The 26,419-nt window shown below is 37.4% G+C and carries 23 protein-coding genes and 1 riboswitch; of the genes, 17 read left to right on the top strand and 6 right to left on the bottom strand.

Features of this window, described 5'->3' with window-relative positions; translation table 11 throughout:
- The first annotated feature begins 13 nt into the window (after positions 1 to 13).
- The 12 genes from gatA to ACWPVE_RS06845 all read left to right on the top strand — a co-directional run bounded on the left by gatA (position 14) and on the right by ACWPVE_RS06845 (position 13,300).
- Positions 14 to 1,471 carry an Asp-tRNA(Asn)/Glu-tRNA(Gln) amidotransferase subunit GatA gene (gene gatA, locus ACWPVE_RS06900; protein ID WP_453991965.1) on the top strand — a complete coding sequence of 486 codons (1,458 nt, stop codon included), beginning with the start codon at positions 14 to 16 and terminating at the stop codon, positions 1,469 to 1,471.
- Between the two features lie 14 nt (positions 1,472 to 1,485).
- Entirely contained in the window at positions 1,486 to 2,916 is a 1,431-nt protein-coding gene (gene gatB, locus ACWPVE_RS06895; protein ID WP_453991963.1) for an Asp-tRNA(Asn)/Glu-tRNA(Gln) amidotransferase subunit GatB, read from the top strand.
- A 682-nt stretch (positions 2,917 to 3,598) separates the two neighbouring features.
- Complete coding sequence (locus ACWPVE_RS06890) at positions 3,599 to 3,850, top strand: DUF3949 domain-containing protein (protein WP_453991961.1); 252 nt, start codon at positions 3,599 to 3,601, stop codon at positions 3,848 to 3,850.
- A gap of 140 nt (positions 3,851 to 3,990) precedes the next feature.
- The gene (locus tag ACWPVE_RS06885) at positions 3,991 to 4,533 is read left to right on the top strand and encodes a sigma-70 family RNA polymerase sigma factor (RefSeq protein ID WP_453991959.1); all 543 of its coding nucleotides are present in this window, start codon (positions 3,991 to 3,993) and stop codon (positions 4,531 to 4,533) included.
- A complete protein-coding gene (locus tag ACWPVE_RS06880; RefSeq protein WP_453991957.1) occupies positions 4,530 to 4,973 on the top strand; it encodes a hypothetical protein in 444 nt (147 codons plus the stop codon). Before ACWPVE_RS06885 ends, ACWPVE_RS06880 begins: the two co-directional genes overlap by 4 nt.
- On the top strand, positions 4,970 to 6,061 hold the full coding sequence (locus tag ACWPVE_RS06875) for a hypothetical protein (protein WP_453991955.1): 1,092 nt from the start codon (positions 4,970 to 4,972) through the stop codon (positions 6,059 to 6,061). The genes ACWPVE_RS06880 and ACWPVE_RS06875 overlap by 4 nt, the downstream gene beginning before the upstream one ends.
- On the top strand, positions 6,061 to 7,014 hold the full coding sequence (locus tag ACWPVE_RS06870) for a hypothetical protein (protein WP_453991953.1): 954 nt from the start codon (positions 6,061 to 6,063) through the stop codon (positions 7,012 to 7,014). The genes ACWPVE_RS06875 and ACWPVE_RS06870 overlap by 1 nt, the downstream gene beginning before the upstream one ends.
- Before the next feature lie 213 nt (positions 7,015 to 7,227).
- Positions 7,228 to 8,133 carry a diacylglycerol kinase gene (locus ACWPVE_RS06865; protein WP_453991951.1) on the top strand — a complete coding sequence of 302 codons (906 nt, stop codon included), beginning with the start codon at positions 7,228 to 7,230 and terminating at the stop codon, positions 8,131 to 8,133.
- 496 nt (positions 8,134 to 8,629) lie between these two features.
- Positions 8,630 to 10,012 (top strand): 23S rRNA (uracil(1939)-C(5))-methyltransferase RlmD, encoded by a 1,383-nt coding sequence (gene rlmD / locus ACWPVE_RS06860; protein WP_453991949.1) that lies wholly within the window; start codon positions 8,630 to 8,632, stop codon positions 10,010 to 10,012.
- Between the two features lie 48 nt (positions 10,013 to 10,060).
- Positions 10,061 to 10,297, top strand: coding sequence for a hypothetical protein (locus ACWPVE_RS06855; protein WP_453991947.1), 237 nt, complete (start codon positions 10,061 to 10,063; stop codon positions 10,295 to 10,297).
- Positions 10,298 to 10,645: 348 nt separating this feature from the next.
- Entirely contained in the window at positions 10,646 to 12,058 is a 1,413-nt protein-coding gene (locus ACWPVE_RS06850) for an MFS transporter (protein ID WP_453991945.1), read from the top strand.
- A gap of 54 nt (positions 12,059 to 12,112) precedes the next feature.
- The gene (locus ACWPVE_RS06845) at positions 12,113 to 13,300 is read left to right on the top strand and encodes an amidohydrolase (RefSeq protein WP_453991943.1); all 1,188 of its coding nucleotides are present in this window, start codon (positions 12,113 to 12,115) and stop codon (positions 13,298 to 13,300) included.
- A 74-nt stretch (positions 13,301 to 13,374) separates the two neighbouring features.
- Here ACWPVE_RS06845 and ACWPVE_RS06840 read toward each other — a convergent pair whose 3' ends face one another.
- Positions 13,375 to 14,343, bottom strand: coding sequence for a DMT family transporter (locus ACWPVE_RS06840; protein WP_453991941.1), 969 nt, complete (start codon positions 14,341 to 14,343; stop codon positions 13,375 to 13,377).
- 151 nt (positions 14,344 to 14,494) lie between these two features.
- On the opposite strand from ACWPVE_RS06840, the gene ACWPVE_RS06835 reads away from it, so the two are divergent.
- Positions 14,495 to 15,349: a LysR family transcriptional regulator gene (locus tag ACWPVE_RS06835; RefSeq protein WP_453991939.1), complete on the top strand. Its 855-nt coding sequence runs from the start codon at positions 14,495 to 14,497 to the stop codon at positions 15,347 to 15,349.
- 30 nt (positions 15,350 to 15,379) lie between these two features.
- Here the strand turns inward: ACWPVE_RS06835 and ACWPVE_RS06830 are convergent, their stop codons facing one another.
- Positions 15,380 to 15,694, bottom strand: coding sequence for a winged helix-turn-helix transcriptional regulator (locus ACWPVE_RS06830; RefSeq protein WP_453991937.1), 315 nt, complete (start codon positions 15,692 to 15,694; stop codon positions 15,380 to 15,382).
- A gap of 166 nt (positions 15,695 to 15,860) precedes the next feature.
- On the opposite strand from ACWPVE_RS06830, the gene ACWPVE_RS06825 reads away from it, so the two are divergent.
- From ACWPVE_RS06825 to ACWPVE_RS06810, 4 genes are all read left to right on the top strand, one after another.
- Positions 15,861 to 16,922, top strand: coding sequence for an LLM class flavin-dependent oxidoreductase (locus ACWPVE_RS06825; RefSeq protein WP_453991935.1), 1,062 nt, complete (start codon positions 15,861 to 15,863; stop codon positions 16,920 to 16,922).
- Between the two features lie 111 nt (positions 16,923 to 17,033).
- Positions 17,034 to 17,609 (top strand): TetR/AcrR family transcriptional regulator, encoded by a 576-nt coding sequence (locus tag ACWPVE_RS06820; RefSeq protein ID WP_453991933.1) that lies wholly within the window; start codon positions 17,034 to 17,036, stop codon positions 17,607 to 17,609.
- Positions 17,610 to 17,715: 106 nt separating this feature from the next.
- The gene (locus ACWPVE_RS06815) at positions 17,716 to 19,824 is read left to right on the top strand and encodes an MMPL family transporter (RefSeq protein WP_453991931.1); all 2,109 of its coding nucleotides are present in this window, start codon (positions 17,716 to 17,718) and stop codon (positions 19,822 to 19,824) included.
- 165 nt (positions 19,825 to 19,989) lie between these two features.
- Positions 19,990 to 20,910: a nuclease-related domain-containing protein gene (locus tag ACWPVE_RS06810; protein ID WP_453991929.1), complete on the top strand. Its 921-nt coding sequence runs from the start codon at positions 19,990 to 19,992 to the stop codon at positions 20,908 to 20,910.
- Between the two features lie 1,342 nt (positions 20,911 to 22,252).
- On the opposite strand, the gene ACWPVE_RS06805 is transcribed toward ACWPVE_RS06810, so the two are convergent.
- The 4 genes from ACWPVE_RS06805 to ACWPVE_RS06790 are packed head-to-tail and all read right to left on the bottom strand — an operon-like array spanning position 22,253 to position 26,033.
- A complete protein-coding gene (locus ACWPVE_RS06805; RefSeq protein ID WP_453991927.1) occupies positions 22,253 to 23,326 on the bottom strand; it encodes an ABC transporter substrate-binding protein in 1,074 nt (357 codons plus the stop codon).
- Entirely contained in the window at positions 23,323 to 24,126 is an 804-nt protein-coding gene (locus ACWPVE_RS06800; protein ID WP_453991925.1) for an ABC transporter permease, read from the bottom strand. The genes ACWPVE_RS06805 and ACWPVE_RS06800 overlap by 4 nt, the downstream gene beginning before the upstream one ends.
- Positions 24,116 to 24,934 carry an ABC transporter permease gene (locus ACWPVE_RS06795; protein ID WP_453991923.1) on the bottom strand — a complete coding sequence of 273 codons (819 nt, stop codon included), beginning with the start codon at positions 24,932 to 24,934 and terminating at the stop codon, positions 24,116 to 24,118. Before ACWPVE_RS06795 ends, ACWPVE_RS06800 begins: the two co-directional genes overlap by 11 nt.
- Positions 24,924 to 26,033 carry an ABC transporter ATP-binding protein gene (locus tag ACWPVE_RS06790; protein WP_453991921.1) on the bottom strand — a complete coding sequence of 370 codons (1,110 nt, stop codon included), beginning with the start codon at positions 26,031 to 26,033 and terminating at the stop codon, positions 24,924 to 24,926. The genes ACWPVE_RS06795 and ACWPVE_RS06790 overlap by 11 nt, the downstream gene beginning before the upstream one ends.
- Before the next feature lie 263 nt (positions 26,034 to 26,296).
- Positions 26,297 to 26,389: riboswitch (cyclic di-GMP riboswitch) on the top strand.
- The last annotated feature ends 30 nt before the right edge of the window (positions 26,390 to 26,419 follow it).

The raw sequence follows: 26,419 nt of genomic DNA, 5'->3' as shown, positions 1-26,419 counted from the left end.
GGGGGGATAAAAGGTGTCACTATTTGAGCACAAAGTGTCTGAATTACATTCTTTATTACATAAAAAAGAAATTTCAGTATCTGACCTTGTTGGTGAATCATTTAAGAGAATCAATGCGGTTGATGAAAAAGTACAAGCTTTCTTAACATTAAATGAAGAAAATGCAAGAGAGTATGCAAAACAATTAAATGAAGCATTAGGAAAGAACGAGGATTTAGGCTTATTATTTGGAATGCCAATTGGTGTGAAAGATAATATTGTAACCAAAGGTCTTCGTACGACGGCTGCTAGTAAAATTCTAGAAAACTTTGATCCAATCTATGATGCAACAGTTGTTCAAAAACTCCAAAATGCCCAAACGGTAACGGTTGGTAAGTTAAACATGGATGAGTTTGCGATGGGTTCATCAAATGAAAACTCTAGCTTCAAAGTAACGAAAAACCCATGGGATCTTGACCGTGTTCCAGGAGGATCAAGTGGTGGTTCTGCAGCAGCAGTTGCTGCGGGGGAAGTTTTATTCTCACTTGGTTCTGATACAGGTGGTTCCATCCGTCAGCCTGCTGCATTTTGTGGAGTGGTTGGATTAAAGCCGACATATGGTCGAGTGTCGCGTTTTGGATTAATTGCGTTTGCTTCATCTTTAGACCAAATTGGACCAATTACTCGCACTGTTGAGGATAATGCATATCTATTACAGGCAATCTCTGGTATAGATCCAATGGATGCTACTTCAGCAGATGTAGACGTACCAAACTATGTATCTGCCTTAACTGGTGACGTTAACGGGCTAAAAATTGCGGTTCCAAAAGAATACCTTGGTGAAGGTGTGAATGAAGAAGTTCGCCAATCTGTATTAGATGCCCTAAAAGTTCTTGAAGGACTAGGTGCAACATGGGAAGAAGTTTCACTTCCTCATTCAAAATATGCACTAGCAACATATTATTTATTATCTTCATCAGAAGCATCTGCGAACCTAGCTCGTTTTGACGGCGTTCGTTATGGATACCGTTCGGACAATGCAGAGAATCTTCTAGATATGTACAAACTTTCAAGAAGCGAGGGCTTTGGTGACGAGGTAAAGCGTCGTATTATGCTTGGTACATTCGCACTAAGTTCAGGATACTATGATGCGTATTATAAAAAGGCACAAAAAGTTCGTACATTAATTAAGAAAGACTTTGAAGACGTATTTGAAAAATATGATGTCATCATCGGACCTACTACACCAACACCAGCATTTAAAATTGGTGAAAACGTGGATGATCCACTTACAATGTATGCAAACGATATTCTCACAATACCAGTTAACCTTGCTGGTGTACCAGGAATATCAGTACCTTGTGGTTTCTCAAATGGACTACCATTAGGGCTTCAAATTATTGGTAAGCATTTTGATGAAAGCACAATTTATCGTGTTGCCGATGCGTTCGAGAAGGCAACTGATCATCATAAACAAAAACCACAATTGTAAGGGGGGAAACTAAAATGAAATTTGAAACAGTTATCGGACTTGAGGTTCACGTTGAACTTAAAACCAACTCAAAAATATTTTCAAGTGCACCCAACGCATTTGGTGCGGCACCAAACACGTTAACAAGTGTTGTTGAATTAGGATACCCAGGTGTTCTTCCTGTTGTAAATAAAAAAGCAGTTGAGTGGGCAATGAAAGCGGCTATGGCGTTAAACTGTGAGATTAACCAGGAAACAAAATTTGACCGTAAAAATTATTTTTATCCTGATAATCCTAAAGCTTACCAAATTTCTCAGTTTGATAAGCCGATCGGTGAAAATGGTTGGATTGAAATCGAAGTAAACGGTGAAAAGAAAAAGATTGGGATTACTCGTCTTCACCTAGAGGAGGATGCAGGTAAACTGACTCACTCAGGCAGAGGCTACTCTTTAGTTGATTTAAACCGTCAAGGAACACCATTAATTGAGATCGTATCAGAACCAGACATTCGTACACCAGATGAAGCATATGCATACTTGGAAAAATTAAAATCAATTATCCAATACACAGGTGTGTCTGACTGTAAAATGGAAGAGGGTTCACTTCGTTGTGATGCTAATATCTCTCTACGCCCAGTTGGACAAAAAGAGTTTGGAACAAAGACAGAGTTGAAGAATTTGAACTCATTTGCCTTTGTTAAAAATGGTCTTGAGTATGAAGAAATCCGCCAGGCAGAGGTATTATCAGCAGGCGGAGTGATCGGACAAGAAACACGACGTTATGACGAATCTTCAAAATCGACCATCTTAATGCGTGTAAAAGAAGGATCAGATGATTACCGCTACTTCCCAGAGCCAGACCTAGTGGAACTTTATATTGATGATGAGTGGATGGAAAGGGTACGAGCTGAAATCCCTGAGCTTCCTGATGCTCGTAAAAAGCGTTATATTGAAGAGCTTGGACTTCCTGAGTACGATGCCGCTGTTCTTACAGTGACAAAGGAAACATCTGATTTCTTTGAAGAAACAGTTGCGAACGGTGCAGATGCAAAGCAAGCTTCAAACTGGATTATGGGTGAAGTTTCAGGTTACCTCAATGCCGAGCAGAAGGAATTACATGAAATTGCCTTAACACCAGCTGGCCTTGCAGGCATGATTAAATTAATTGAAAATGGCACCATCTCCTCTAAGATTGCGAAAACCGTCTTTAAAGAGCTTATCGAAAAAGGCGGAGACGCAGAAACGATCGTAAAGGAAAAAGGTCTAGTTCAAATCTCTGATGAGGGAGCCTTAACGAAAATTATCGTTGAGGTTATTGCGAACAACCCACAATCCGTAGAAGACTTTAAAAACGGAAAAGGAAAGGCAATTGGTTTCCTAGTGGGACAAGTCATGAAACAAACAAAAGGACAAGCTAACCCACAAATGGTTAACAAAATCCTTGCTGAAGAAATGAATAAGTTGTAAAAATCAAAGGGATCTACTTTTTAAGTGGGTCCTTTTTGTATTTATGTTAATCGTACATTGGTTATTATCTGATCTGACAGTAATCAAGCTTATTATGTGCTCGAGTACGAATTAGAGGGTGATACTGACACCTTTTTGATCTTAAGGGAGAAGTGTGACCAAAAGTGATTAGGATTGCGACAGTACTTATTGAATCAGGAGGATTTGAGTCTGAAATCGATTAGTATTTTGACAGAAATCAAGTATTTAAGCGTCTTAGAGTCCAAATGAGGGTGTGATTCAAGACAGTATTACATGGTTCATAGAGGGTTTGCGTGCAAAAACGAGTGGCATTCTGACAGTAGAGAAGCAATTAAATGTTTCGAAGTCAAAATGAGAGTATGATTCAGACAGTATTTATGGAATCAGGAGGATTTGTGTCTGAAATTGAGTAGTAATCTGACAGAAATCAGTCATTTGATTGTTTATGAGTCCGAATGAACACAGAATCTATATCTCTTACGTTATTTTAATGACTGTCTTCTGTTTCTAATCTCTAAAATTTATAAGGAAAACATGCTGTATATAGTCTAACCAAAAGCTATGTTTACTACAAAAAGATCATTAAATTTTGTACTGCGAAACTTTCCTTCCTTTCATTCGTAAATAGAAGTATAGGTACTGTCATAAGGGGGAAACAAGAATGGGTATGGCTATAACCATAATTGTAGCAGTATTAGTCCTTTATATTTTAGTCATGATCCCCATCCAATATCGCAATATAGAGGCAACAAAGCAGGAATTAAAGAGAAAAAATAAAACTCATAACGAAATGTATGACGACATGTCCTTTGAGGAGCAACAATTACAATACAATCTACAAGGAAACCTACTTAACTTTCCATCAACATTAATCGCAACCTTTCTCTATAAAGTAATTAATCGAAATAAATAATTGGTTACGAGACCTTCTAGAATGAGGGTCTTTTTTCATTCTAAAAAAATTTTAATAATTTTTTTATAAAAACTGTAGGGTATAGTAGAAGTTAGTTCGTCTAATTAGGTAGACAAAGAAAGAGAGGGGGGAGAGTGCAATTGGAGGATGAGAAACTGATTGAGAAGGCAGCAGCAGGGGATGAGCATGCCTTTCGCTTACTCATTGAAAAATATAAAAATCTAGTCTTCAAGGCGATTTATTCGGTTTTACGCCATGAAAAAGATGCCGAGGATGCCTCGCAGGAAGTGTTTCTCAAAATCTACTATGCTCTCCCAAAATACCACTCACAAGGGATAAAAGCATGGATGACTCGAATCGCGGTAAACCATGCAATTGATGTGAAACGGAAGAAACAGCGGCAACAGGAAATGATTCTTGAGTCTGATGAACTTCCAGTCTCCTCAGCTGAGGAAAACGTCGTTGTCCCTCTTTTGCGAAAAGAACAAAAAGAAATGGTTAAAAAAAGATTACGAGATATGCCGGCAAACTATCGGAATGTAATTGAAGCTTATTATTTAGCCGAAAAAAGCTATAAACAAATTGCCAAGGAGCAACAAGTTGAGGTAAAAACAGTTGAAACAAAACTGTATCGAGCCCGAAACTGGATGAAAAAACATTGGAAGGAGGATGATTTTAAATGAGTCATTTCAGCAGAAACGAGTGGTTCATGTATATAAAGAATGAAATAGCAGAAATAAAGCGAGAAGAACTCGAAAATCATCTGTTTTCCTGTGATCAATGTTTAGAAATCTATATGGAATTAGTGGAAAATCAAGCTGATGAATTACCAGATATCGAAAATGAGAGCTTTACAGACGAGGTAATTGTAAAGCTTGCTTTGAAAAAAGAAAACAAAAGAAAGTCGTTCCTGCAAAGCCCAATTTTCCATTATGGAATTGCGGCAACCGTGACAGTAACTTTGATGTCGACGGGGGTCTTCCAAAGTATGACAGGAATTATTGGAGTAGTGGAAGCATCAAGTTTTTCTGAGCAAAGGCAATCTGTAACGGATAGTTTGATGGAAAAAGCATTATCCATATTTGACATATTTGAAGTAAATCATAAGGAGGGTGAAAGATGAATTATAATCCAGTACTTGCATTTTTTCTATCATTTATACCAGGTGTTGGACATTTTTATGTGAATCGAAAAGTAAGAGGGTATTTATACGGGATGGGCGCTTTTATCCCATTGTTTTTTACCATATTTATTTGGTTTTTTGGCGGATATATCGGTGACGTGATCCTTATCGGATTATTAATTTCTTTTTTTGTTACGGCGATTAATGTGTTAGATATGATTTTGTTTTTAATGAAAAAAAGTAAACATAATCAGCAGGTTGCGCATGTTGGAGAAGAGGGAAACATTGTATCACAAACGGAAGATTCAGAGCGCTTTTATACGATTATCCTATCATTCGTCCCAGGATTAGGACATTTCCAGCTTGGATTGATTAATCGTGGTTTGACATTTCTCATCGGATTTTTTGGATTAGGAACAATGATTGTGTTTATCTCAGTCTTCACGGACCAAGGTGCATTCATGGTGTTTCTAGGAATTCTTCCGATCATTTGGGTGTACAACATGTTTGATGCTGTTCAACTTGTAGGAAAAAAACAGCGTGGAGAAGAATTGGTCGATAAAACGATTATCGAGGATTTTGAAGAAACAAGACGAGAACAAGGGCGAAAAAGCAAGACTCTAGCAACTGTTTTAGCGATTTTTCCTGGAGCGGGGCACTTGTATCTTGGACTGCAAAAACGTGGTATTCAGTTAATGGCTGCCTTTCTATTAGCCATTTATATACTAGATGAACTCAGGTTGTCTCTATTCCTATTTTTAATCCCAATTATTTGGTTTTATAGCTTTTTTGATGCCCTTCAGAAGGTATCAAAGCATGGTGAAGAAGAGCTTGAAGACGTTCCAGTTGTATCTTATATTGTAAACCATCAAAAATGGGTAGGGTTTGGTCTAATTGCATTAGGGATTTACTATTTGGTTGTGAATGTTGTACTCCCGACAGTCGGCCCAATAATCTTGAATGCATTTAATTTTGATATCCAATCTTTTTACTACGATTACTTCCAAGGGACAATCATATGTATTCTATTAATTGGTGGAGGCTTGAAGCTTATGGTCGGAAGTAAAAAACGAAAGGAGAACGCATGATGAGGAAATGGCGTGTTGGATCTATATCAATGGGAATATCTTTGATATTGTTAGGTATTCTCCTTTTTGTTTCACAAATAATGGGGATGCAAATGATAGAGCCACTGCTTGTGTGGTGGCCGATCATTTTAATTGTTCTAGGAATTGAGATTGTTGTTTACCTTGTTTTATCAAAACAGGAAGATCCAATTGTAAAATATGATTTCTTAAGCATTTTGTTTGTGGGAATTATTGGGATGATTGGAATTGGATTTACGCTATTGTCGTCTGTAGGACTGATTGATGAGGTTCAAGGTGCGATTGGTGCAGAACACCGTTCGATGGACTTACCTGCTGTAGAAGAAAACTTGGTAACGGACATTAACCGAGTGGTCCTTGAGACAAATGGAGTCACCAGTAAAATTGAGGGATCTTCTTCAACTGAATTGCATGTGTTTGGTGTTTATAGGGCAACTATTCATCCGAAAGCAGACCCAATTATTTCAGAAACAACGGATTATGTGACTACAAAGGTTGTCGGAGATACATTGTACGTGACATTAAAGGAACCAGCTGAGTATGTGGGGCCATTTTCTACTTATACAACAATGGAGCCAACGATTATTGTTCCAAATTCAATTCAATTAGAGGTTCGCGGACAGGATAATCATGTTTCACTCTATCCTGGTTCGCTTAAAAATAACTGGATTGTAGATGGAGCAGCCAATGTTTCCGTACATGTGGATGATAAGAGTAATATTTTGTTATCTGCCGTTTCTCATAATGAGTTAGAAAATGGCAATATGAAATGGGATAAAATTGATACAACGGATCGTGACGAGACAGATGAAGTATACGAGAAAAGCACCACTGAAAAATTGTATAAAGGAACAAAACAGCTAGGAGAAGGTACTTATAAACTATCAATTTTTAATAGTAATGTAGTAACCATAAACCTAGTAGAAAAATTGTAAAGATGAAATGCGCTTTGAATTTTCTCAAAGCGCATTTTGATTACTAAGAATTAGCTCGATGGGCACCTTAATAGTGTTTTCTACATAAAAATGATATAGTAAATACGTATGTAGTAATTGGATTATTTTACTAATATCCAAATTGATTAATTCAATTGGATAAGCTATGATGTAAAAATAAACGATTGATTATCTATTTTTAGGATGATGAAAATGAAAAGAGCTCGTATTATATATAACCCAACTTCTGGTAGAGAAATATTCAAACGACATCTTCCTGAGGTGCTCGAAAAGTTAGAAAAGGCAGGATATGAAACCTCCTGTCATGCAACAACTGGGGCAGGGGATGCAACTAATGCTGCGAGAATTGCGGTTGAAAGGGAATACGACCTAGTTGTTGCAGCAGGTGGAGATGGGACAATCAATGAGGTTGTCAACGGCTTGGCTGAGCAAGAATATCGCCCAACACTTGGAGTGATTCCAGTTGGAACAACGAATGACTTTGCGCGTGCAATTGGGGTACCTCGAAATATTGAGGGTGCTTGTGATGTAATTATTGAAGGCAATTCAGTTCCGATTGATATAGGTCGAGTAAGTGATAAATATTTTGTAAATATTGCAGGTGGAGGTAGGTTAACTGAGTTAACCTATGAAGTTCCAAGTAAGCTTAAAACGATGCTCGGGCAGCTTGCTTATTATTTAAAAGGTATGGAGATGCTTCCTTCAATTCGACCAACTGAAGTAAGTATTGAGTATGATGGAAAGTTGTTTGAAGGTGAAATTATGTTATTCCTTGTCTCATTAACGAATTCTGTTGGTGGCTTTGAAAAGCTAGCACCCGACTCCTCGTTGAACGATGGCTTATTTGATTTGTTGATTTTAAAAAAGGCTAATTTAGCTGATTTCATTAAGGTTGCCACGCTAGCGATTCGTGGGGAGCATATTAATGACCCTCATGTCATTTACACGAAAGCGAACCGTGTTAAAGTCAATCCGACTGAAAAGATGCAAATCAATTTAGACGGTGAGTATGGTGGTTTGCTACCAGGCGAATTTGTAAATCTATATAAACATATTAATGTTTTGGTATCGAAAGAAAAAGCAGAGAGTATGGAGTAGAATAGAAAATCTGGCGAGGGCCAGATTTTTTTATTTCGCTCTTTTCTTAAAGAGTGTTGCTATTTGATAAAACTAATCTTTTGATTTTTAGCGAAAGGAGGCGACTCCTGCTCAGAGAAGCGTGAGACTTGAGCCCCCGCAGGAGTGTTTAGAGAATTGTCCAGTTGTAGCGGCTAGAAACTAAAGAAATTTCAACTTCTCCTGCAGAGGCAAAATACACCTTTTAGTCGGAGTCTCGGCGCACAGGAACGTGGCGATTTTAGTCGGCCAATTTTCTCGTTTTGAGTGCAAGCCGCCTCCACATTTCGTTGAGAAGGCTCAAGCCACGCCCGCTCAGGAGCGTCAACCTGCAGAGGAAATCAATTGTGTTAATAACAACAAAGTTTGTGAAAACAGCCTTTTATTTTAACGTAGATAGCAACCTACATTGGCGCATCATACCTCCAATATGTTACAATCAGTTCTAGCATTTTGAACGTAAAGGAAGAAAAATTCAATGACAAAACTGAAACCTCCAGTTGAAAAAAATACATACTATGATGTGACTTTTGAAGATCTTACCCATGATGGATCTGGTGTTGCGAAAATTAAGGGTTTTCCCATTTTTGTTCCGAATGGTTTACCAAGTGAGAAAGCAAAAATAAAAATCACGAAGGTTCTAAAAAACTATGGATTCGGTAGGTTAATTGAACTATACGAAGAAAGTAAATTTCGCGTTGATGCTCCATGTCCGATATACAAAGAATGCGGAGGTTGTCAGCTTCAGCATCTTAGTTACGAGGGGCAGTTAATAGCAAAACAAAGACAAGTCCAAGATGTGTTGACTCGAATCGGCAAGCTCCAAGATATCATGGTACATCCTGTACTTGGAATGGAAAATCCATGGCGCTATCGGAATAAGGCGCAGGTGCCCGTTGCTGATCGTGAAGGTGGCCTTGTGGCAGGATTTTACCAACAACGCAGCCATCAAATTATTGATATGAAAAGTTGTCTTATACAGCAAGAAAAGAACGACTTGGTTGTACAAACAGTAAAAGAAATCTGTGAGAAATATGGAATCCAAGCCTATAATGAAAAAAGCAATAAAGGAACAATACGTCATATTATGGCACGCTATGGTCTTGTCTCAGGTGAAATTATGGTTGTTCTCATCACAAGAACAAAGGATCTTCCACATAAAAATAAGTTGATTGAAGATATTACCAACCAGTTACCTGAAGTTAAATCAATCGTGCAAAATATTAACTCCAAACAGACGAATGTAATCTTTGGAAATGAAACAACTGTTATTTGGGGCGAAGAATATATTTACGACAATATTGGTGATATTCGCTTCGCTATTTCAGCTAGATCGTTTTATCAGGTCAATCCAGAACAAACGAAGATACTTTATGAGAAAGCATTGGAATATGCCGAGCTTACAGGAGAAGAGACGGTGATTGATGCCTATTGTGGGATAGGGACTATATCTTTATTTTTAGCACAAAAAGCTAAGAAGGTGTACGGTGTTGAAATTGTCCCTGAGGCGATTGAGGATGCAAAGCGTAATGCTGCCTTGAATAAAATAAATAATGCGGAATTTGCAGTAGGTGAGGCAGAAGTTGTAATCCCTTCCTGGTACAAGAATGGGATTGAAGCAGATGTCATTGTTGTGGATCCTCCGCGTAAGGGCTGTGATGAGGCACTATTACAGACGATTTTAAAAATGAAACCGAAAAAAGTTGTATATGTTTCATGTAATCCAGCAACACTTGCAAGGGATCTTAGAATCTTAGAAGACGGTGGCTATCAGACAGTTGAGGTGCAACCAGTCGATATGTTCCCACACACTGTGCACTGTGAAGCAGTTGCGAAGTTGGTTTTTAACTCACGAGGTTAGAAAATACACATTTGTTATAGATAACCCAAAAAAGGGAGGATAAGGCATTTGGTAAACCATAAATTAAAATCAAAAATTTTAGAAATTGTAGATAATCAAATTATGATAAATGATCCGAAGTCAACGAAAGAAACGTTGGAACGTCTGGTTAGCTTAGGTTTCTCTGAACAAGATTCCAAAGAAATGATCGGAAGGGTACTTGTTGAAGAAATGTACGATATATTAAAAAATAATGTACCGTTTAATGAAGAAAGGTATACTGAAAAATTATCAATGCTTCCTTGAGATTCAAGTCATTAAAAATCTGTACTAATCTGTTAATTTCCAGAAAACCCATTTTTAATCAAACGTTTGTTTAATGGGTTACCTTAAGTGTATCAACAATTTGTAAATTTAATCAAACGATTGTTTAAATTGTTTTGGTTGTTGAGTGCATTGTGAAATTTGTGCTGTACTAGTCATTAAATTTGAAAAAGTGAGAATGAAAAAGGCCCGTATCGTAAAAAGATACAGGCCTTTTTTATGGTTGGTATTATTTTCAACTTTCCGTTCAGCATTAAGAAATTTCATAGGGGGAATATAGAGAAAAAGGGGGTTTTACTCATAGAAACAGTATACAAAGGTACAAATAAAATGATTATTGGGATTGTGTTCGGAGTTATTACATTTTGGCTATTTGCACAAGCAATCGTGAATGTAGTTCCTGCCGTACAAGAAGATTTAGGTATTTCACTCGGGACATTGAACATTGGAATTAGTTTATCTGCTTTATTCTCAGGAATGTTTATCGTTGCTGCAGGAGGTCTAGCTGATAAATTAGGGAGGAAAAGGATCGCTTATATTGGGTTTATTTTAAGTATTATTGGCTCATTATGTCTAGTTTTGGCTCAAGGCGCAGCATTACTAATAATAGGAAGAATTATTCAAGGTGTTTCAGCAGCATGTATCATGCCGTCAACCATTGCATTAATGAAAGCATATTTCGAAGGTGCAGAACGGCAACGTGCACTTAGTTATTGGTCAATTGGATCCTGGGGGGGCTCTGGAGTAGCTTCGTTTGCAGGTGGAGCAATAGCAACTTCATTAGGATGGAGATGGATCTTCATATTTTCGATTGTATTTGCTGTTGTAGGGATGTTTTTACTTAAGGACACACCTGAAAGTAAGCAAGAATCCTCAGGAGCCTTTAAATTTGATTACACTGGTTTAGGGATTTTTATCATAACGATGATTGCATTGAATGTTTTGATTACGTATGGTTCAGATTTAGGCTGGACAAGCCCAATTTCACTGCTGCTCATCGCTGTTACCATTGTCGGTTTAATTGTATTTATTAAAGTAGAGAAGAGCAAAAAAATCGTTCTTATTGATTTTGCCGTATTTAAAAATGGTCCATATACGGGTGCTACTGTTTCGAACTTTCTACTTAATGCGATTGCGGGTACGTTAGTTGTTGCAAACACTTATGTTCAAGTGGGACGAGGTTTTAGTTCATTCCAATCAGGAATGCTTTCGATAGGTTATTTAGTCACTGTACTTTCTATGATTCGAGTCGGTGAGAAAATCCTTCAAAGAGTAGGGGCAAAATCTCCTATGATTTGGGGGGCTACCATTACAACAATTGGTGTAGGAATCATGGGTTTAACTTTCTTACCAGATTTCACCTACACAGTTGTGGTCTTTACTGGATTTGCTTTATTTGGATTAGGACTCGGGATATATGCTACCCCATCGACTGATACATCTGTCTCGAATGCTCCAGCTGATAAAGTTGGTGAAGCGGCTGGGGTTTATAAAATGGCAAGCTCACTAGGTAGTGCATTTGGTGTGGCTATCTCAACAGCAGCTTATGCAACAATTGCAGCAACTGGTAATCTCGAATGGGCAGCAACAGTAGGGATTATAGTCAATGTAATCTTTGGTATTTTATCGATCCTATCGATTCTTATAATGGTACCAAAAGATGCAGGGAAACTAGAAAAAACAACGAAACCAAATCTTACATCAAAACTAAAATCTAAAGAACCTGAGCCCATTATCGAATAAACTCGTGAAAGAACGAAGATTCTGGCTTTGCTAAGGAAAAAGGAGTACGTGTTCATGAAGAAACAATTAATGGAGATGTTAGAATCACGTAAAGATGAAATTATTGAAATCCGAAGATATCTACATGAAAACCCAGAGCTTTCCTTTGAGGAGGAAAAAACAGCACAATATATTCTTGATTTCTATAAAGGGAAAGACGTAGAAATACAATCAAATGTTGGCAATGGATACGGTATTGTTGTAACCATAAAAGGAGGAAAGGCTGGTAAAAATATTGGGTTACGTGCAGACTTTGATGCACTTCCTATCGTTGAAGAAACAGATGTACCATTTAAATCTAAGACAGAAGGTGTCATGCATGCATGTGGTCATGATGGACACACTGCATACTTATTGGTACTAGCTGATTGTTTAATTCAATTAAAGGATGAAATTCCAGGTACGATTAAAATCATCCATCAACATGCGGAAGAAGTGCCACCTGGAGGAGCAAAAAGTATTGTGGAATCAGGGGTTCTTGACGATTTGGATCATGTATTTGGAATCCATCTCCTCCCAATGGGACCTGCAGGAGTAGTAGGGTATCATGGAGGGTATTCCTTTAATGGAAGAGCATATATGAAATTGAAAATTCAAGGGAGAGGTGGACACGGCTCTTCTCCACATCTAGCAAATGATGCTATTGTGGCAGGTGCACATTTTGTTACTGCTGCTCAAACGATTATAAGTAGACGCCTAAGTCCCTTCGAAAATGGTGTCATTACAATCGGTTCATTTGATGGTAAAGGGACCTTTAATGTTATTAAAGATAGTGTAGAGCTTGAAGGTGATATTCGTTATATGTCTGAGGAGACAAGAGAAAAAATTGAGCATGAAGTAAAACGTCTTGCGAAGGGACTTGAAGAAGAATTCGGAGTGACTTGTGAATTAGCATATGAAAATGATTATCCACCTCTATATAATGATCCAGAATTGACCGAAAAAGTAGCGGGGTATTTAAGAAGTGCGAATGACAAAGATATTAAAGAAGTAAAGGAATTTCCTGCAATGGCACCATCAGAAGACTTTGCATATTACGCAAAAAAATTCCCTTCTTGTTTCTTTTACATTGCCTGTACCCCAAAAGGAGAAAAGGATCCATTCTTCAATCATCATCCTAAATTTGATATCGATGAAGATGCGCTATTAGTCGCCGCAAAAGCAGTAGGGACAGTGGTTTGTGGGTTTTATGAATTAGATTAGGGAGGGAAATTAAGGATCAATTGAATGATGGAAGATGTAAAGCCCATCCGATAATTGGATGGGCTTTATGCATGTTAGGATGCGCGTTCTCGCATATTGGTTTGAACGGGTGTGAATGTTTTTTTCTTTTGTGTCATCCTGACAAAGATATTATTTGATAAGAGAGCGACGATGATAAATACCGTTCCAAGTAGGTCGAAAATCGTTACAGAATTTCCTTGGACTATGGAAATTAAAAGCGTTGTAACAGGAACAAAGTTAATGAACAAAAGTCCATTTAATGGTGATAGGATACTCACACCAATATTCCATCCTAGCAATGCAATTACTCCTGGGAATATGATCATAAATAATAAGTGAGGACTTACTGCTACAATATTGTCTACTGAGGGCACAGATAAATATCCAGTAAGTGTAACTCCAACGGTAACTACGATAGCTGTGATCGTTCCTAGTAAACAACTTAACGTCGAATATCTTAGAGCGGACCAACCGCTAAACTCACTACCACCCATTGTATAAATAACCCATCCAATGACGGCGATAAATATGAGCAATGATGGGATAAAGTCTTCAGTCGCTCCAAGAAATGCGTATATATCACCTTTTGTAATCACCAGCATGGCACCGATAAATGAGACAATTACACAAACTAATGTAAATAAATGTGGACGTTTTTTAAATAGCATCCAAACAATTACAATCGATATCATTGGCATTAGTGACTCCATAATCGAAGCTACCATGACTCCGGGAGCACCTAATAAATCTTCACCCCAGAAAATGAATAAATTATAGACGGTAAACGCCATTGTTCCAAAGAACCATAATGATAGTCCTTTCCCCTCAAGCCGAAAAGCTTGTTTTCCTTCTCTCCATAATAATATCGCCACAAGTATGACCGTAACAGCTCCATACCGAAAGATTGTAAAATAAAAAGGATCAATATGCTTAAATGCTGCATGTGCTACTGGAAACATTGCTCCCCAAGAAACCGCAGCAATAAAACATAAGATGGCCCCTAATAAAACACTATTTTTCAACTCTCCATTACCTCTTTCTATATTCACTTCAAAATTGTATATCTATCATATAAGTAATGGAATATCATGTAAAATGAATAAAAACAATGATTATCATCATTATTTTTGATACCATAAAATAAAATGAGAAGTATTGAGGGGAGGAGAAAACGTGGAACTTAAGGATTTGGAAATATTTCAAATGATTGCTGAAAAAGGCACCATTACAGAAGTAGCAAAAGAGTTAAATTACGTTCAGTCTAATATTACCTCTAGAATACAAAAGCTTGAATCGGAATTGAATACGCCTTTATTTAACCGTCATCGACGTGGAATGACCTTGACACCTGAAGGAAAGAAGTTGTTAATGTATAGTAAACAAATCTTATTGTTAACAGATGAGATGAAAAAAGCTGTTCAAAGTAAACATGAGCCTTCAGGAAAATTGGAAATTGGAACGGTCGAGACCGTCATTCAGTTACCCAAAATATTATCAACGTTTACGAAAAAATATAAAAATGTGGATCTGTCCTTATATACAGGTGTTACTGAAAACCTTGAAGATGAAGTTTTACAGCATAAGTTAGACGGAGCATTCGTTTCAGAAGCAGATTTTCATCCCAATCTTGTGACGCATGAAGTGTTTCAAGAGGAGCTTGTTTTAATTTCAGATATACACACTTCATCATTGGAAGAGGTTAAAGAGGAGACGATTCTTTGTTTTAGTGAAGGCTGTGGATACCGAGCGCGTTTGAAAGTTTGGTATAAAGACCAAAATATCACACCACGAAAAATAATGGAATTTGGAACACTGGAAACCATTTTACGTAGCGTTGTCGTAGGACTTGGCGTTGCATTCGTCCCAAGATCAGCAGTTACACATCTTGAACAAAGTGGACTTATCAAGTGCTACACCTTGCCGAGCCAATATAGTCGATTAAAAACTGTATTCATAAGAAGAAGCGATTCTTACTTAACTTCCACAATGGAAAAATTCATCGAAACAATTGAATCACCACAAGAATAGTGGGTTGGGAACAGTTCATTCCCAGGCCCACTATTTTATTTTTACCCATTCTTGTGACCATTTTTCAATCTCTTTTAAAATGGGCTCCATGGAATGCCCTTTCTCCGTTAAGGAATACTCTATAATAACGGGTATTTCTGGAATAACCTGTCGACTAACTAATCCTTGTTGCTCTAGATCTTTTAAACGACTAGATAATACTTTTCCGCTTATCCCAATAGTTGATTGAATTTCGTTAAACCTTCGTGGTCCCGATAACAACTGATAGATAATTAATGCTGTCCATCTTTGACTTAATAGCGATATAGCCTTTTCAAATTTTGGACAAATTGTAGGTTGTTTCATCTTTAATTACCACCTCACTTATGATTCATTGTATCAAAAATAATGATACGATTACAGATGGGAATGTAATTTCTTGACAATATTTAGTTGTGTTACTATACTAACTTACATAAAGTAAGTGTTATTTAAAAGTGAAATTATATAAGAAAAGAAGGAGCGGACCTTCATGGAGCAGACTAAGAAAACTGAAATAGAAATAGGGATATACACACTGGCGGATATAGGACCAGATCCAATTAGTGGTACTACAATATCGGCTAGAGATAGAGTCAAAGAAATCGTAAAAGCTGCACAACTAGCGGACGAAGTGGGTTTAGATGTATTTGGTATCGGGGAACATCATCGTCTAGATTATGCTTCATCATCTCCCGCGGTGATATTAGCAGCAATTGCACAAGTAACGAAACAAATTAGATTAACGAGTACAACCAGTGTATTAAGTACACTTGATCCAGTCCGCCTATTTGAGGATTTTGCATCATTGGATTTGCTTTCAGATGGTCGTGCTGAAATACTTGTAGGTCGGGGGGCATTTATAGAGTCATTTCCTTTATTTGGATATGACACAAATGATTATGATGAATTGTTTGAAGAACATATGGAACTCCTCCTACAACTGAATCAACATGAGACTGTTAGTTGGTCAGGCAATTTTCGTTCTTCCTTAAGGAATGCAGAAATAGCCCCAAGACCTGTGCAAGAACAATTGCCAATTTGGATTGGTGTTGGAGGATCACCTGAAAGTGCTGTACGTGCTGGAAGATTAGGTGTAGGAATGGCTTTAGCAATCTTAGGTGGACATCCAAGACGGTTTAAGCCACTTGTCGACCTTTATCGTCAAGCAGGTGTGGAGCATGGACATGCACCTGAAGACTTGAAGGTTGGCGTAACAGGCCATGCCTATCTTGCAAAGACAACACAGCAAGCAAAAGATGAGTTTTATCCCTACTACTCTAACTACTGGTCTTATGTGAACCGTCAACGTGGAATGGGGACAAGAATGTCAAGAGAAGATTTTGAGCAGATGGCAGGTCCAGAGACTGCTTTGTTCGTTGGAAGTCCACAACAAGTTGCTGAAAAAATTTTACACCAGCATGAACTCTTTGGACACCAACGTTTTCTTGCTCAATTAGATATCGGTGGACAACCATATGAAAATGTGGCCAAAGGTATTGAATTATTAGCTGGGGAAGTTGTCCCAATTGTGCGAAGAGCAATTGGCAAATAACAGAATCTTGTAAGGTGGACAATCACATTTGTTCACCTTATTATGTCAATTCAAAGGCAATCATTCTCTTTTGGAAACTCTTGTTTTATAATGAGGTGGGGTGAAAGAAACATGGCTCGTGAACGTAAATTTACAACAGAAGACTTATATCGGACGACTGAGGAACTTCTACTTACATATAATTATGAAGGGTTCCAGTTCAGTTTGGTGGCAGAACAATTGGAGGTTTCCCGTGGAGCAATCTACAAGTACTATGAAAACAAGGAAGAATTGATCACGGAATATATGCTTTTTAAAATGGAGCAGATTCTTGAAGAACTAAAGGAAATCAACACAATTGAAGGGTTTAAACCACAATTTGATTTTCTTTTACAACTAATATTTAAGAATCCAGAGCTTTATCACCTTATTGAAATTGGAAAACGTGTGCCAGTTCATATAAATGATAAGGTAAAAGCGAATAAGGAAAAACTCCAAAAATACCATATTCAAATGTATCAACATGTCGAGAGCTTAATTGAATCAGGTAAACGGGAACAAATATTAAACCCAAATATCCCAGAACCTGTTGTATTAGGCTATATATTTCAATCAGTTGCAATTCCAAATCATTTTGGGATTCCACGTGATGTATGGGTACAATCAATTAAGGAAATAATATGTCACGGAATCTTCAAAGCTTCATAATTGACACATGTGTCACTTTAAAAGATAATTATCCTGACAACTGTGTCATTATTTTTTATTGAAAGTAACAGATGTGTTACTTTAGTAAGTAGAGGTGGGTTTAATTATGAAAAAGCTATTACAAGCCATTACAGATAGAGTCACTACGAAAAAAGGTGTATGGATTACTTTAGTTACATGGCTTATTATTACGGTGCTTTTGGCCGTGTTTGCACCGAATGCGAAGGATTATGAGGTTACAAGGATAGACTCGTTACCTGATGATGCACAATCGGTCATTGCCCAAAGTAAGATAGATGAATATTTCAAGGATAGTAATGGAACTCCAGGAATATTAGTCTTTCAATCAAACGAAGGACAATTTGGTTTCCAGGAACTTGTTGACGTATTTACTCTTATAGAAGATGCTGACATTCCTGGTGTCGAGCAATTAGTTCCATTAACAAGTTTGCCACCCCAGGCTGCTGCTGGATTTTTCTCTGAAGACCAATCGACGGCATTACTTCCAATTAATTTCGATGAATCATTAGAAACAAAGGAAATACGAGACTCAAAGGATGAATTGGTAAAAGTCGTTGAAGAAAATTCAGAGTTAACAATGTATGTAACTGGCCCAGCTGGAATCGCAACAGATTCACTTGATTTATTTTCAAGAGCTGACTTAGTTTTAATTTTCTCCACAATCGGATTAATCCTTATTCTATTAATCGTTATTTATCGTTCACCACTGTTAGCATTAATTCCATTATTGGCAGCTGTGTTTGTCTATGAAGTGGTCATGAAGTCCTTAGGAATTTTAGGGAAAGCAGGATTATTGTTAAGCAATCAAACGATATCAATTATGTCGATTCTTTTATTTGCGGCAGTTATAGACTATTCTTTATTTGTTTTCTCCCGTTTTCGTGAAGAACTTAAAAATTATGAAAGCAAATATGATGCAATAAGAGCTGCTATGAAAGAGGTAGGGATGCCCGTATTCTTCTCAGGTGGTACTGTTTTAGCTGCTATGTTAGTGTTGTTCTTTGCAGAAGTTGGAGATTATAGAAACTTTGCTCCAACCTTTGCCACTGCAATGGTAATCATCATGGCTGCCTCCATTACTCTAGTACCAGCATTATTTACTCTTTTCGGAAGAAAATCCTTCTGGCCAAAGGTTCCTAAAGTTGGGGATGAAAAAGTAAAAGATCATTCCTTCTGGAGTAAAGTTGGAAGACTGGTCGTGAAAAAACCAGGTTTATCCGTTGCGATAATAGGAGCATTTCTCCTTTTATCTGCTTCAAACATGTTTAACCTTACGTATGAATTCGATACGATGAAGTCATTTCCAGAAGATATGCCTTCACGCCAAGGTTATGAATTAATTGAAGAGAAATTTGCAAAAGGGGATCTTGCACCTTCAACTGTGTTGTTTGAAGGAGAGGAGCCTGCCACTCAGGAAGAAATAGAGTCACTGCGCAATGAATTATTAGCTCAAGAGCTTGTTAGTGATGTTAGGATAAATGGTACAGCGGATGAAAACAAGGTACTCAATTTTTCGTTAACGTTTGAAGAAGGTCCATATGACGTGATTACTATAGACGCAATGGAGAAGATGATTCAAAACGCTGAAACCATTTTAGAAAAAGCAGAACTAGATGGGAATCTTTATTTTGCAGGTGAAACTGCAACGAAAGTAGATGATCGTTCTACCAACAATCGAGATGTTATTCTAATTGTCATCCTTGAAACCATTTTAATCTTTGGTATGTTAATTGTCCTTACCAAATCATTCAAAATGCCAATCTATATGATGGGTACAATCCTAGTATCATTTTTAGCGGCATTGGGATTGGGAATGTTTTTAACAAATTTATTCTTTGGCATCGAAACGATAGCAAATAGAGTACCGTTATATGCATTTGTCTTCCTAGTCGCACTTGGAATTGATTATAATATTATGCTTATCTCACGTTACCAAGAGGAGCGGAGAAATCATTCTGTAAAAGAGGCTGTACAAATTGCTGTAGCAAAAACCGGTGGGGTTATCTCATCTGCTGGAATCATTTTAGCTGCAACTTTTGCAGTTTTAATGACACAACCAGTTGAATTATTATTCGTATTTGGATTTATTGTAGCGGTAGGAATCCTATTAGATACGTTCTTAATTCGAGGCGTTTTATTACCAGGTATTATTGTGCTGTTAGAAAAGGATAAAGCGGTAAGTAAAGATAATTAATTAGAAAAGGCCTATATCTTTGTGATATAGGTCTTTTTCTAAGGGCGGATTGTCATGATTATAAGAAGTTGACAGGTTTTTTGTATTATGAAAATATGTTAATATCCCCTTTGATCCTCAAGTTTCTTCACATTATAGAACGATAAGAAAAGGCAGGCTAAAAAGATGATACTTAAAGAAAGAAAAATTCCTTTTCACCTTCAATTACGGCGATATTTAAAGCCTAGAATAGCGTTTACTGAAGGGCAGTTAAAAAAGTTACACAACGATGAAAAAGGTTTTGAAGGTGAATGCAAATTCGATGAACTAATTGCACAGTCTTCCGCATCGACCTATCTTCAACTAAACGACCTCCTCCTTGAATGGAGAAACACGACTTTTCAAATTGACTCATGCTTAATCTCTCCATATAAAATCTATCTTTTCGACATTAAAAACTTTGAAGGGGAATGTTATATCGAAGGTAACCGGTGGTACTATTCTTCTGGCTTTGAGATAAAGAATCCAATCCTTCAACTTCAACGTTCTGAATCACTTTTTACACCACTGATTCAATCCTTAGGTATTAATCTTCCCATTGAATCAAAAATCGTTTTTGTAAATCCTAACTTTACTCTCTTCCAGGCAAGTAGACACCTTCCAATTATCCTACCTACACAAGTGAATTCTTTGTTAAAAAGTTTTGGTTCGGTTTCAATGAAATCGAGTGGGCATTTAGTAAAAGCGGCAAAAGAACTGGCACTGCTACACAGTGACAAAAACCCATTCGATAAAATACAAATCCCTGAATACGACTATGAATCTGTAAAAAAGGGAGTATCCTGCAGTGGATGTCAGGCGTTAAAGGTTCAGGTAAATGGAAGATTCCTAATTTGTAAGAGTTGTGGGGCGGTCGAGAAGCTTCACATCGGTATAATGAGAACGATTGAAGAATATAGGGTTCTCTTTCCAAAGAGGCTATTAACAGTTTCAGCAGCAATTGAATGGTGTGGATTAGACGTGAAAAAGCTTAGAATGCAGAAAATATTAAAGGAGCACCTTGTGATGGTTAAGGGTGGAAAATCAACGTATTATCGGTTCGAGTAGATTTTTCTAAAGGCGACATATGGGCGGAAAAGGGGATTAGAGTATGTGTAAACAAGGGGTGCCCAAGTTGTCGAAAAATCAAGCGGGGAATCCAGGAGGTGGAAGAAATGTTTGGGAAGTTGGTTGAACTTGTAAAGTAATTCCAGATCCGCATGGTTTGTTACAAAAAAGCAGAAAAAAGCATGCGTAAATTAAGGATTCGCGTGGTTATTGGTTAATAGGAGGAACAAAATCATGCGGGGAATCCAGGATGTGGAAGAAAAGTTTGGAAAGTAGGTTGAACTTGTAAAGTAAATCCAGATTCTCATGATTTGTTGCAAAAAAAGCAGCAGAAAGCATGCGCAAATTAAGGGTTCGCGTGGTTATTGGTTAATAGGAGGAACAAAATCATGCGGGGAATCCAGGATGTGGAATAAATTTCCTAAAAATTGTTTGGACTTGTAATATAATTCCAGATCCACATGGTTTGTTGCAAAAAAAGCAGCAGAAAGCATGTGTAAAATAGGGATCCGCGTGGTTTTTAGTTATGAGGAGGAACAAAATCATGAGCAAAATCCAGGATGTGGAAGAAAGGTTTAGAAAGTTGGTTGAACTTGGTAAAGTAATTCCAGATCCGCATGATTTGTTGCAAAAAAATCAGAAGAAAGCATGTGTAAAATAGGGATCCGCGTGGTTTTTAGTTGTGAGGAGGAACAAAATCATGCGCAAAATCCAGGATATGGAATAAATTTCCTAAAAATTGTTTGGACTTGTAATATAATTCCAGATCCACATGGTTTGTTGCAAAAAAAGCAGCAGAAAGCATGTGTAAAATAGGGATCCGCGTGGTTTTTAGTTATGAGGAGGAACAAAATCATGCGCAGAATCCAGTATATGGAAGAAATTTCCGAAAAATCGTTTGAACTTGTAATATAATTCCAGATCCGCATGGTTTGTTGAAAAAAATCAGAAGAAAGCACGCGCAAATTAGGGATCCGCGTGGTTTTTAGTTAAAAGGAGTCGCAAAATCATGCGCAGAATCCAGAGATTGGAAAAAACACCAAATAAACTAACTGGAAATGTAAATTTTACCCAATTTTACATGTTTACTAACCAAAAAGCACTTAAAATCATGCGCAAACCAGGGATCGCCTTGCCATTGTGTTAAAAGATGCACAAATCATTGACCCATTCATAATTAAAAGGCCCATATCAGCTAAGATACAGGCCTTCGTTTTATTCAAGCTCCAGGCACCATCGGCTCGAGGTCTTAAGCCAATCGCTTCGGAAGGTTAAAGGGCACCTTCTGTGAGCGATTGGACTTAAGCTTGTCATTGATAATCGAGCACCTTGCGCTTTTCTTTTAGTTCTGTGCCATTTTAAATTCAAGAAAAAGTTGGTTATAGATGGCGAGATTTCGTTTTCCTAGGTTTTCGTAAACTTCAAGCTTCTCAGTGAGCTCAGGTGATGGATAGAAACGCTCATCTGTTACCATGTCTTCGGGCATATACTGAAGGGCTGCCTTATTTGGTGTAGAGTAACTAACATATTCTGTGTTTTGAGCAGCTACTTTAGCATCCAAGATAAAATTGATAAATTGATGTGCACCTTCAACGTTTTTAGCAGTCTTCGGAATGACCATATTATCGAACCAAAGGTTAGAGCCTTCGCTAGGAACAACATAGTCGATATCTTCATTTTCCCACATGATATCGGCAGCATCGCCAGACCATACAATCCCAATGGCGGCTTCTTCGTTTTGAATCAGGACTTTACCTTCGTCGCCCACGATGGCTTTTACATTAGGTGTGAGAGTAATGAGTTTTTCCTTAGCTTCAATTAAGTGATCGATGTTTGTGTCATTTAATGAATAGCCAATGGAATTAAGACCCATCCCAATAATTTCCCTAGCTCCATCGATCAAGATGATTTCATTTTTCAAAGAAGGATCCCAGAGATCGTTCCAGCTCGTAAATTCTTTTCCGTCAAGCATTGTTGGATTATAGACGATTCCAACTGTACCCCAGAAATATGGGACAGAGTATTGGTTGCCAGGATCAAATGGAAGGTCCATGAAACGCTCATCAATGTTTTTTAGATTTGGTAGTTTTGAATGATCAAGGGGAATCAGTAGGTCCTCTTGACGCATTTTATCAATCATATATTCGGATGGAACAGCGATATCATAGGTGGTTCCACCTTGTTCAATTTTTGTCATCATGGCTTCGTTAGAATCGAATGTTTCATAGATGACCTTGATGCCAGATTCTTCTTCAAAACGGTCAATAAGTTCTTCATCGATATAATCGCCCCAGTTATATATCGTCAATGTGTTCCCACTTGCAAGACCTTGTGACGAATTTAAATGGTGGATAAGGTAGAGAAGGATACCTGACACGAATGCAATTGCTATGAAAGCACGGATGAGTTTCGTCATTTTCGAACCCCCAATCCACGTGTGCTGTTTCGTTGTGAGATAAAGTAATATCCAGAAACTAATAGCATTGTAAAAATAAATAGCAGAGTAGACAATGCATTAATATTCAATGAAATTCCACGACGTGCTAGAGAATAGATTTCAACTGACAGGGTTGAGAAACCATTTCCTGTTACGAAAAATGTGACAGCGAAATCATCAAAGGAATAAGTTAATGCCATGAAAAAGCCAGCAAAAATTCCTGGTGTGATGTATGGAACAATGACCTTTGTTAGCACCTGCCACTGGTTTGCGCCAAGGTCTTTTGCCGCATCAATTAGAGATGGACTCATTTCCTTTAATTTTGGCAGGACCATAAGTACGACAATTGGAATACTGAAGGCAATGTGTGAAAGTAACACAGAATAAAAGCCTAATTTGATTCCAGCTAATGTTAATAAAATCAAAAACGATGCACCAATGATGACATCTGGGCTGACAATTAACACGTTATTTAACGATAACAATGCATTCTGAGTTTGTCTCTGTTTGACAGAATGAATCCAAAGGGCGCCAAAAACACCTATAATGGTTGAAACAAGTGCAGAGAGCAAGGCAATTACAATTGTATTTAATACAATGATTAGCAGTCTTGTATCTCCAAACAGTTCCTTGTACCAATCCAAGGTAAAGCCCTCGAAATTGCTCATTGTGCCACCACTATTAAATGAGTAATATACTAAATAAAAAATAGGTGCATATAAAATGAAAAATATAATAAATAGATATGCTTTTGAAGACAGAGCAAGTTTATCTCTCATTCTTTGCACCTCGTTTCTTGCGGTTTCCAGTAAAGATCATAATTAACACCATGAAAATAGTTAAGAATACAGCGATTGTGGAACCCATGCCCCAATCCTGTGTCACGAGAAACTGCTGTTCAATAGCAGTACCAAGTGTAATAACTTTGTTACCTGCAATTAATCGAGTTAACATAAACAAAGATAGAGCAGGAATAAATACGATTTGACAACCTGATTTTACCCCTTGAATGGTTAGGGGAAATACGACACGACGAAAGGTTGTCCATTTTGATGCACCAAGATCTCTTGCCGCATCAAGTAAACTAGGGTTTAACTCATTTAATGAATTAAAAATTGGTAAAATCATGAATGGTATAAAAATATAAACTGATACAAACACGAAACTAAAGTCTGTAAATAGTAATTGTTTTGAGCCTATACCAAACACTTCAAGTAATGCGTTGGCAGTTCCGTGTGCCCCAAATATACCGATAAAGGCATAAGCTTTTAAGAGAAGATTCATCCAAGAAGGAGCAATAATTAACAGCAACCAAAAATGCTTATGCTTCGTTCTTGTAATCAAGTAAGCAGTAGGGTATGCGACCAATAACGTCACAGCTGTAATTAAAAATGCATACCAAAAAGAGCTCAGTGTCATTTTTAGGTAAATAGGTGTAAAAAACGTTTTGTAATTAACTAATGACAAATTACCCTCTATATCAAAAAATGAATAATAGAGAATAAGTGTAATGGGTGCAATGACAAATAGCAGAATCCATAAAGCGTAAGGGATGACATAAAGGTTACGAGTGAGCTTATTTTCCATGGCTTTCCCCGTCCACGTATGCTTCTAATCGACGATCATACTCTTCTTCTGTTTCACCAATACCCATAACATGAATAGCTTCTGGATCAAAATAAAGACCAATTTCATCGCCGACTTTTGCCTTTTTCGTAGAATGAACAAGCCACTCATTCCCGTCCTTATCAAAGCCACAAATTTCATAATGAACGCCTCTGAATAACTGAGAATCCACGACCACACGTAGTTTTCCTTTTTCAACAGAAGTGATTTGTAAATCCTCTGGGCGAATGACAATCTCAACCGGTTCATTTTCAGAAAAACCTTGGTCTACACACTCAAATGTTTTTCCAACGAATTCAACGAGAAAATCTCGATGCATTTTCCCTTTCACGATATTGGATTCTCCAATAAAGTCTGCAACAAAGCGGTTAATTGGTTCGTCATATATATCAATTGGGGTACCACTTTGCTGAATTTTTCCTTCATTTAGGACAAAAATCTCATCAGACATTGCAAGTGCTTCTTCTTGGTCATGTGTAACGAAGATGAAGGTAATGCCCAAGCGCTTCTGAAGGTCGCGAAGTTCATACTGCATTTCGGTACGTAGCTTTAAATCAAGTGCAGATAATGGTTCATCCAGTAAAATAATTTCTGGTTCATTTACAATCGCACGTGCAATTGCAACACGTTGTCTTTGACCACCAGACATTTCTTTTATTTCGCGATTTTCATAGCCACTAAGATTGACGAAACTTAAGGCTTCTTTCACTTTTTTATCAATTTCAGATTGCTTCATCTTTTTTATACGTAAACCAAAAGCAACGTTTTCATACACATTAAGATGTGGAAACAAGGCATAATCTTGAAATACTGTATTTACTTGACGCTTATTGGCAGGAGTTGTATTTACTTTTTTTCCATTAAAAAAAACCTCGCCCTCAGATGGTTCGATAAATCCTGCAATTAAACGTAGAATCGTTGTCTTTCCACATCCAGAAGGACCTAGAAGGGTATAAAATTTTCCTCTTTCTATTTCAAAGCTAACATTGTCAAGGACAGCGGGGTCATTGTCGTATTGCTTAGTTACATTTTTAAATTGGATAATAGGTGTACTGTTCATAAGTAACCCCCTTCTTTCTATTAAGGTAGAGTTTTAGTGCAATCCGGCATAATTATACACGAATCGGCGAGAAATTCAATAACATTCATGGCTTGTCAAACTATAAAAATTGTAGTTGAATCTGGTTTAAGTTTATAGGACAATAGAAATAGGAAATAATTCACAATTTTAGCAATTTATTAGGTTAATCTCATTGACCAATAAGATAAATACAAATATAATTATGGTATAATTTAAAATTTTTCCTTTAGTTGGATAATTTAATAAAGTAAGGGCAAATTCATTGAAAGATGAAGACGCAAAACTATAGGGGCTAAGTCCATTAATAAATCAGGACATGCCAGCCAGTTGCCGAGTATAACTCGTATCGTATGTACGTTGATTAA

The sequence above is a fragment of the Bacillus nitroreducens genome, from assembly GCF_964021195.1.
Note: the sequence above shows the minus strand (reverse complement) of the source record. Positions and strands in the feature narration are given on the sequence as shown.

Bases quoted from the DNA above. Each gene is read 5' to 3' on its own strand.
- ACWPVE_RS06870 (WP_453991953.1), top strand. From the start codon at position 6,061: ATGAGGAAATGGCGTGTTGGATCTATATCAATGGGAATATCTTTGATA.
- ACWPVE_RS06875 (WP_453991955.1), top strand. From the start codon at position 4,970: ATGAATTATAATCCAGTACTTGCATTTTTTCTATCATTTATACCAGGT.
- ACWPVE_RS06805 (WP_453991927.1), bottom strand. From the start codon at position 23,326: ATGACGAAACTCATCCGTGCTTTCATAGCAATTGCATTCGTGTCAGGT.
- ACWPVE_RS06825 (WP_453991935.1), top strand. From the start codon at position 15,861: ATGGAGCAGACTAAGAAAACTGAAATAGAAATAGGGATATACACACTG.
- ACWPVE_RS06850 (WP_453991945.1), top strand. From the start codon at position 10,646: ATGATTATTGGGATTGTGTTCGGAGTTATTACATTTTGGCTATTTGCA.
- ACWPVE_RS06845 (WP_453991943.1), top strand. From the start codon at position 12,113: ATGAAGAAACAATTAATGGAGATGTTAGAATCACGTAAAGATGAAATT.
- ACWPVE_RS06865 (WP_453991951.1), top strand. From the start codon at position 7,228: ATGAAAAGAGCTCGTATTATATATAACCCAACTTCTGGTAGAGAAATA.
- ACWPVE_RS06820 (WP_453991933.1), top strand. From the start codon at position 17,034: ATGGCTCGTGAACGTAAATTTACAACAGAAGACTTATATCGGACGACT.
- ACWPVE_RS06890 (WP_453991961.1), top strand. From the start codon at position 3,599: ATGGGTATGGCTATAACCATAATTGTAGCAGTATTAGTCCTTTATATT.
- gatB (WP_453991963.1), top strand. From the start codon at position 1,486: ATGAAATTTGAAACAGTTATCGGACTTGAGGTTCACGTTGAACTTAAA.
- ACWPVE_RS06795 (WP_453991923.1), bottom strand. From the start codon at position 24,934: ATGGAAAATAAGCTCACTCGTAACCTTTATGTCATCCCTTACGCTTTA.
- ACWPVE_RS06830 (WP_453991937.1), bottom strand. From the start codon at position 15,694: ATGAAACAACCTACAATTTGTCCAAAATTTGAAAAGGCTATATCGCTA.
- ACWPVE_RS06880 (WP_453991957.1), top strand. From the start codon at position 4,530: ATGAGTCATTTCAGCAGAAACGAGTGGTTCATGTATATAAAGAATGAA.
- ACWPVE_RS06790 (WP_453991921.1), bottom strand. From the start codon at position 26,033: ATGAACAGTACACCTATTATCCAATTTAAAAATGTAACTAAGCAATAC.
- ACWPVE_RS06810 (WP_453991929.1), top strand. From the start codon at position 19,990: ATGATACTTAAAGAAAGAAAAATTCCTTTTCACCTTCAATTACGGCGA.
- rlmD (WP_453991949.1), top strand. From the start codon at position 8,630: ATGACAAAACTGAAACCTCCAGTTGAAAAAAATACATACTATGATGTG.
- ACWPVE_RS06800 (WP_453991925.1), bottom strand. From the start codon at position 24,126: ATGAGAGATAAACTTGCTCTGTCTTCAAAAGCATATCTATTTATTATA.
- ACWPVE_RS06815 (WP_453991931.1), top strand. From the start codon at position 17,716: ATGAAAAAGCTATTACAAGCCATTACAGATAGAGTCACTACGAAAAAA.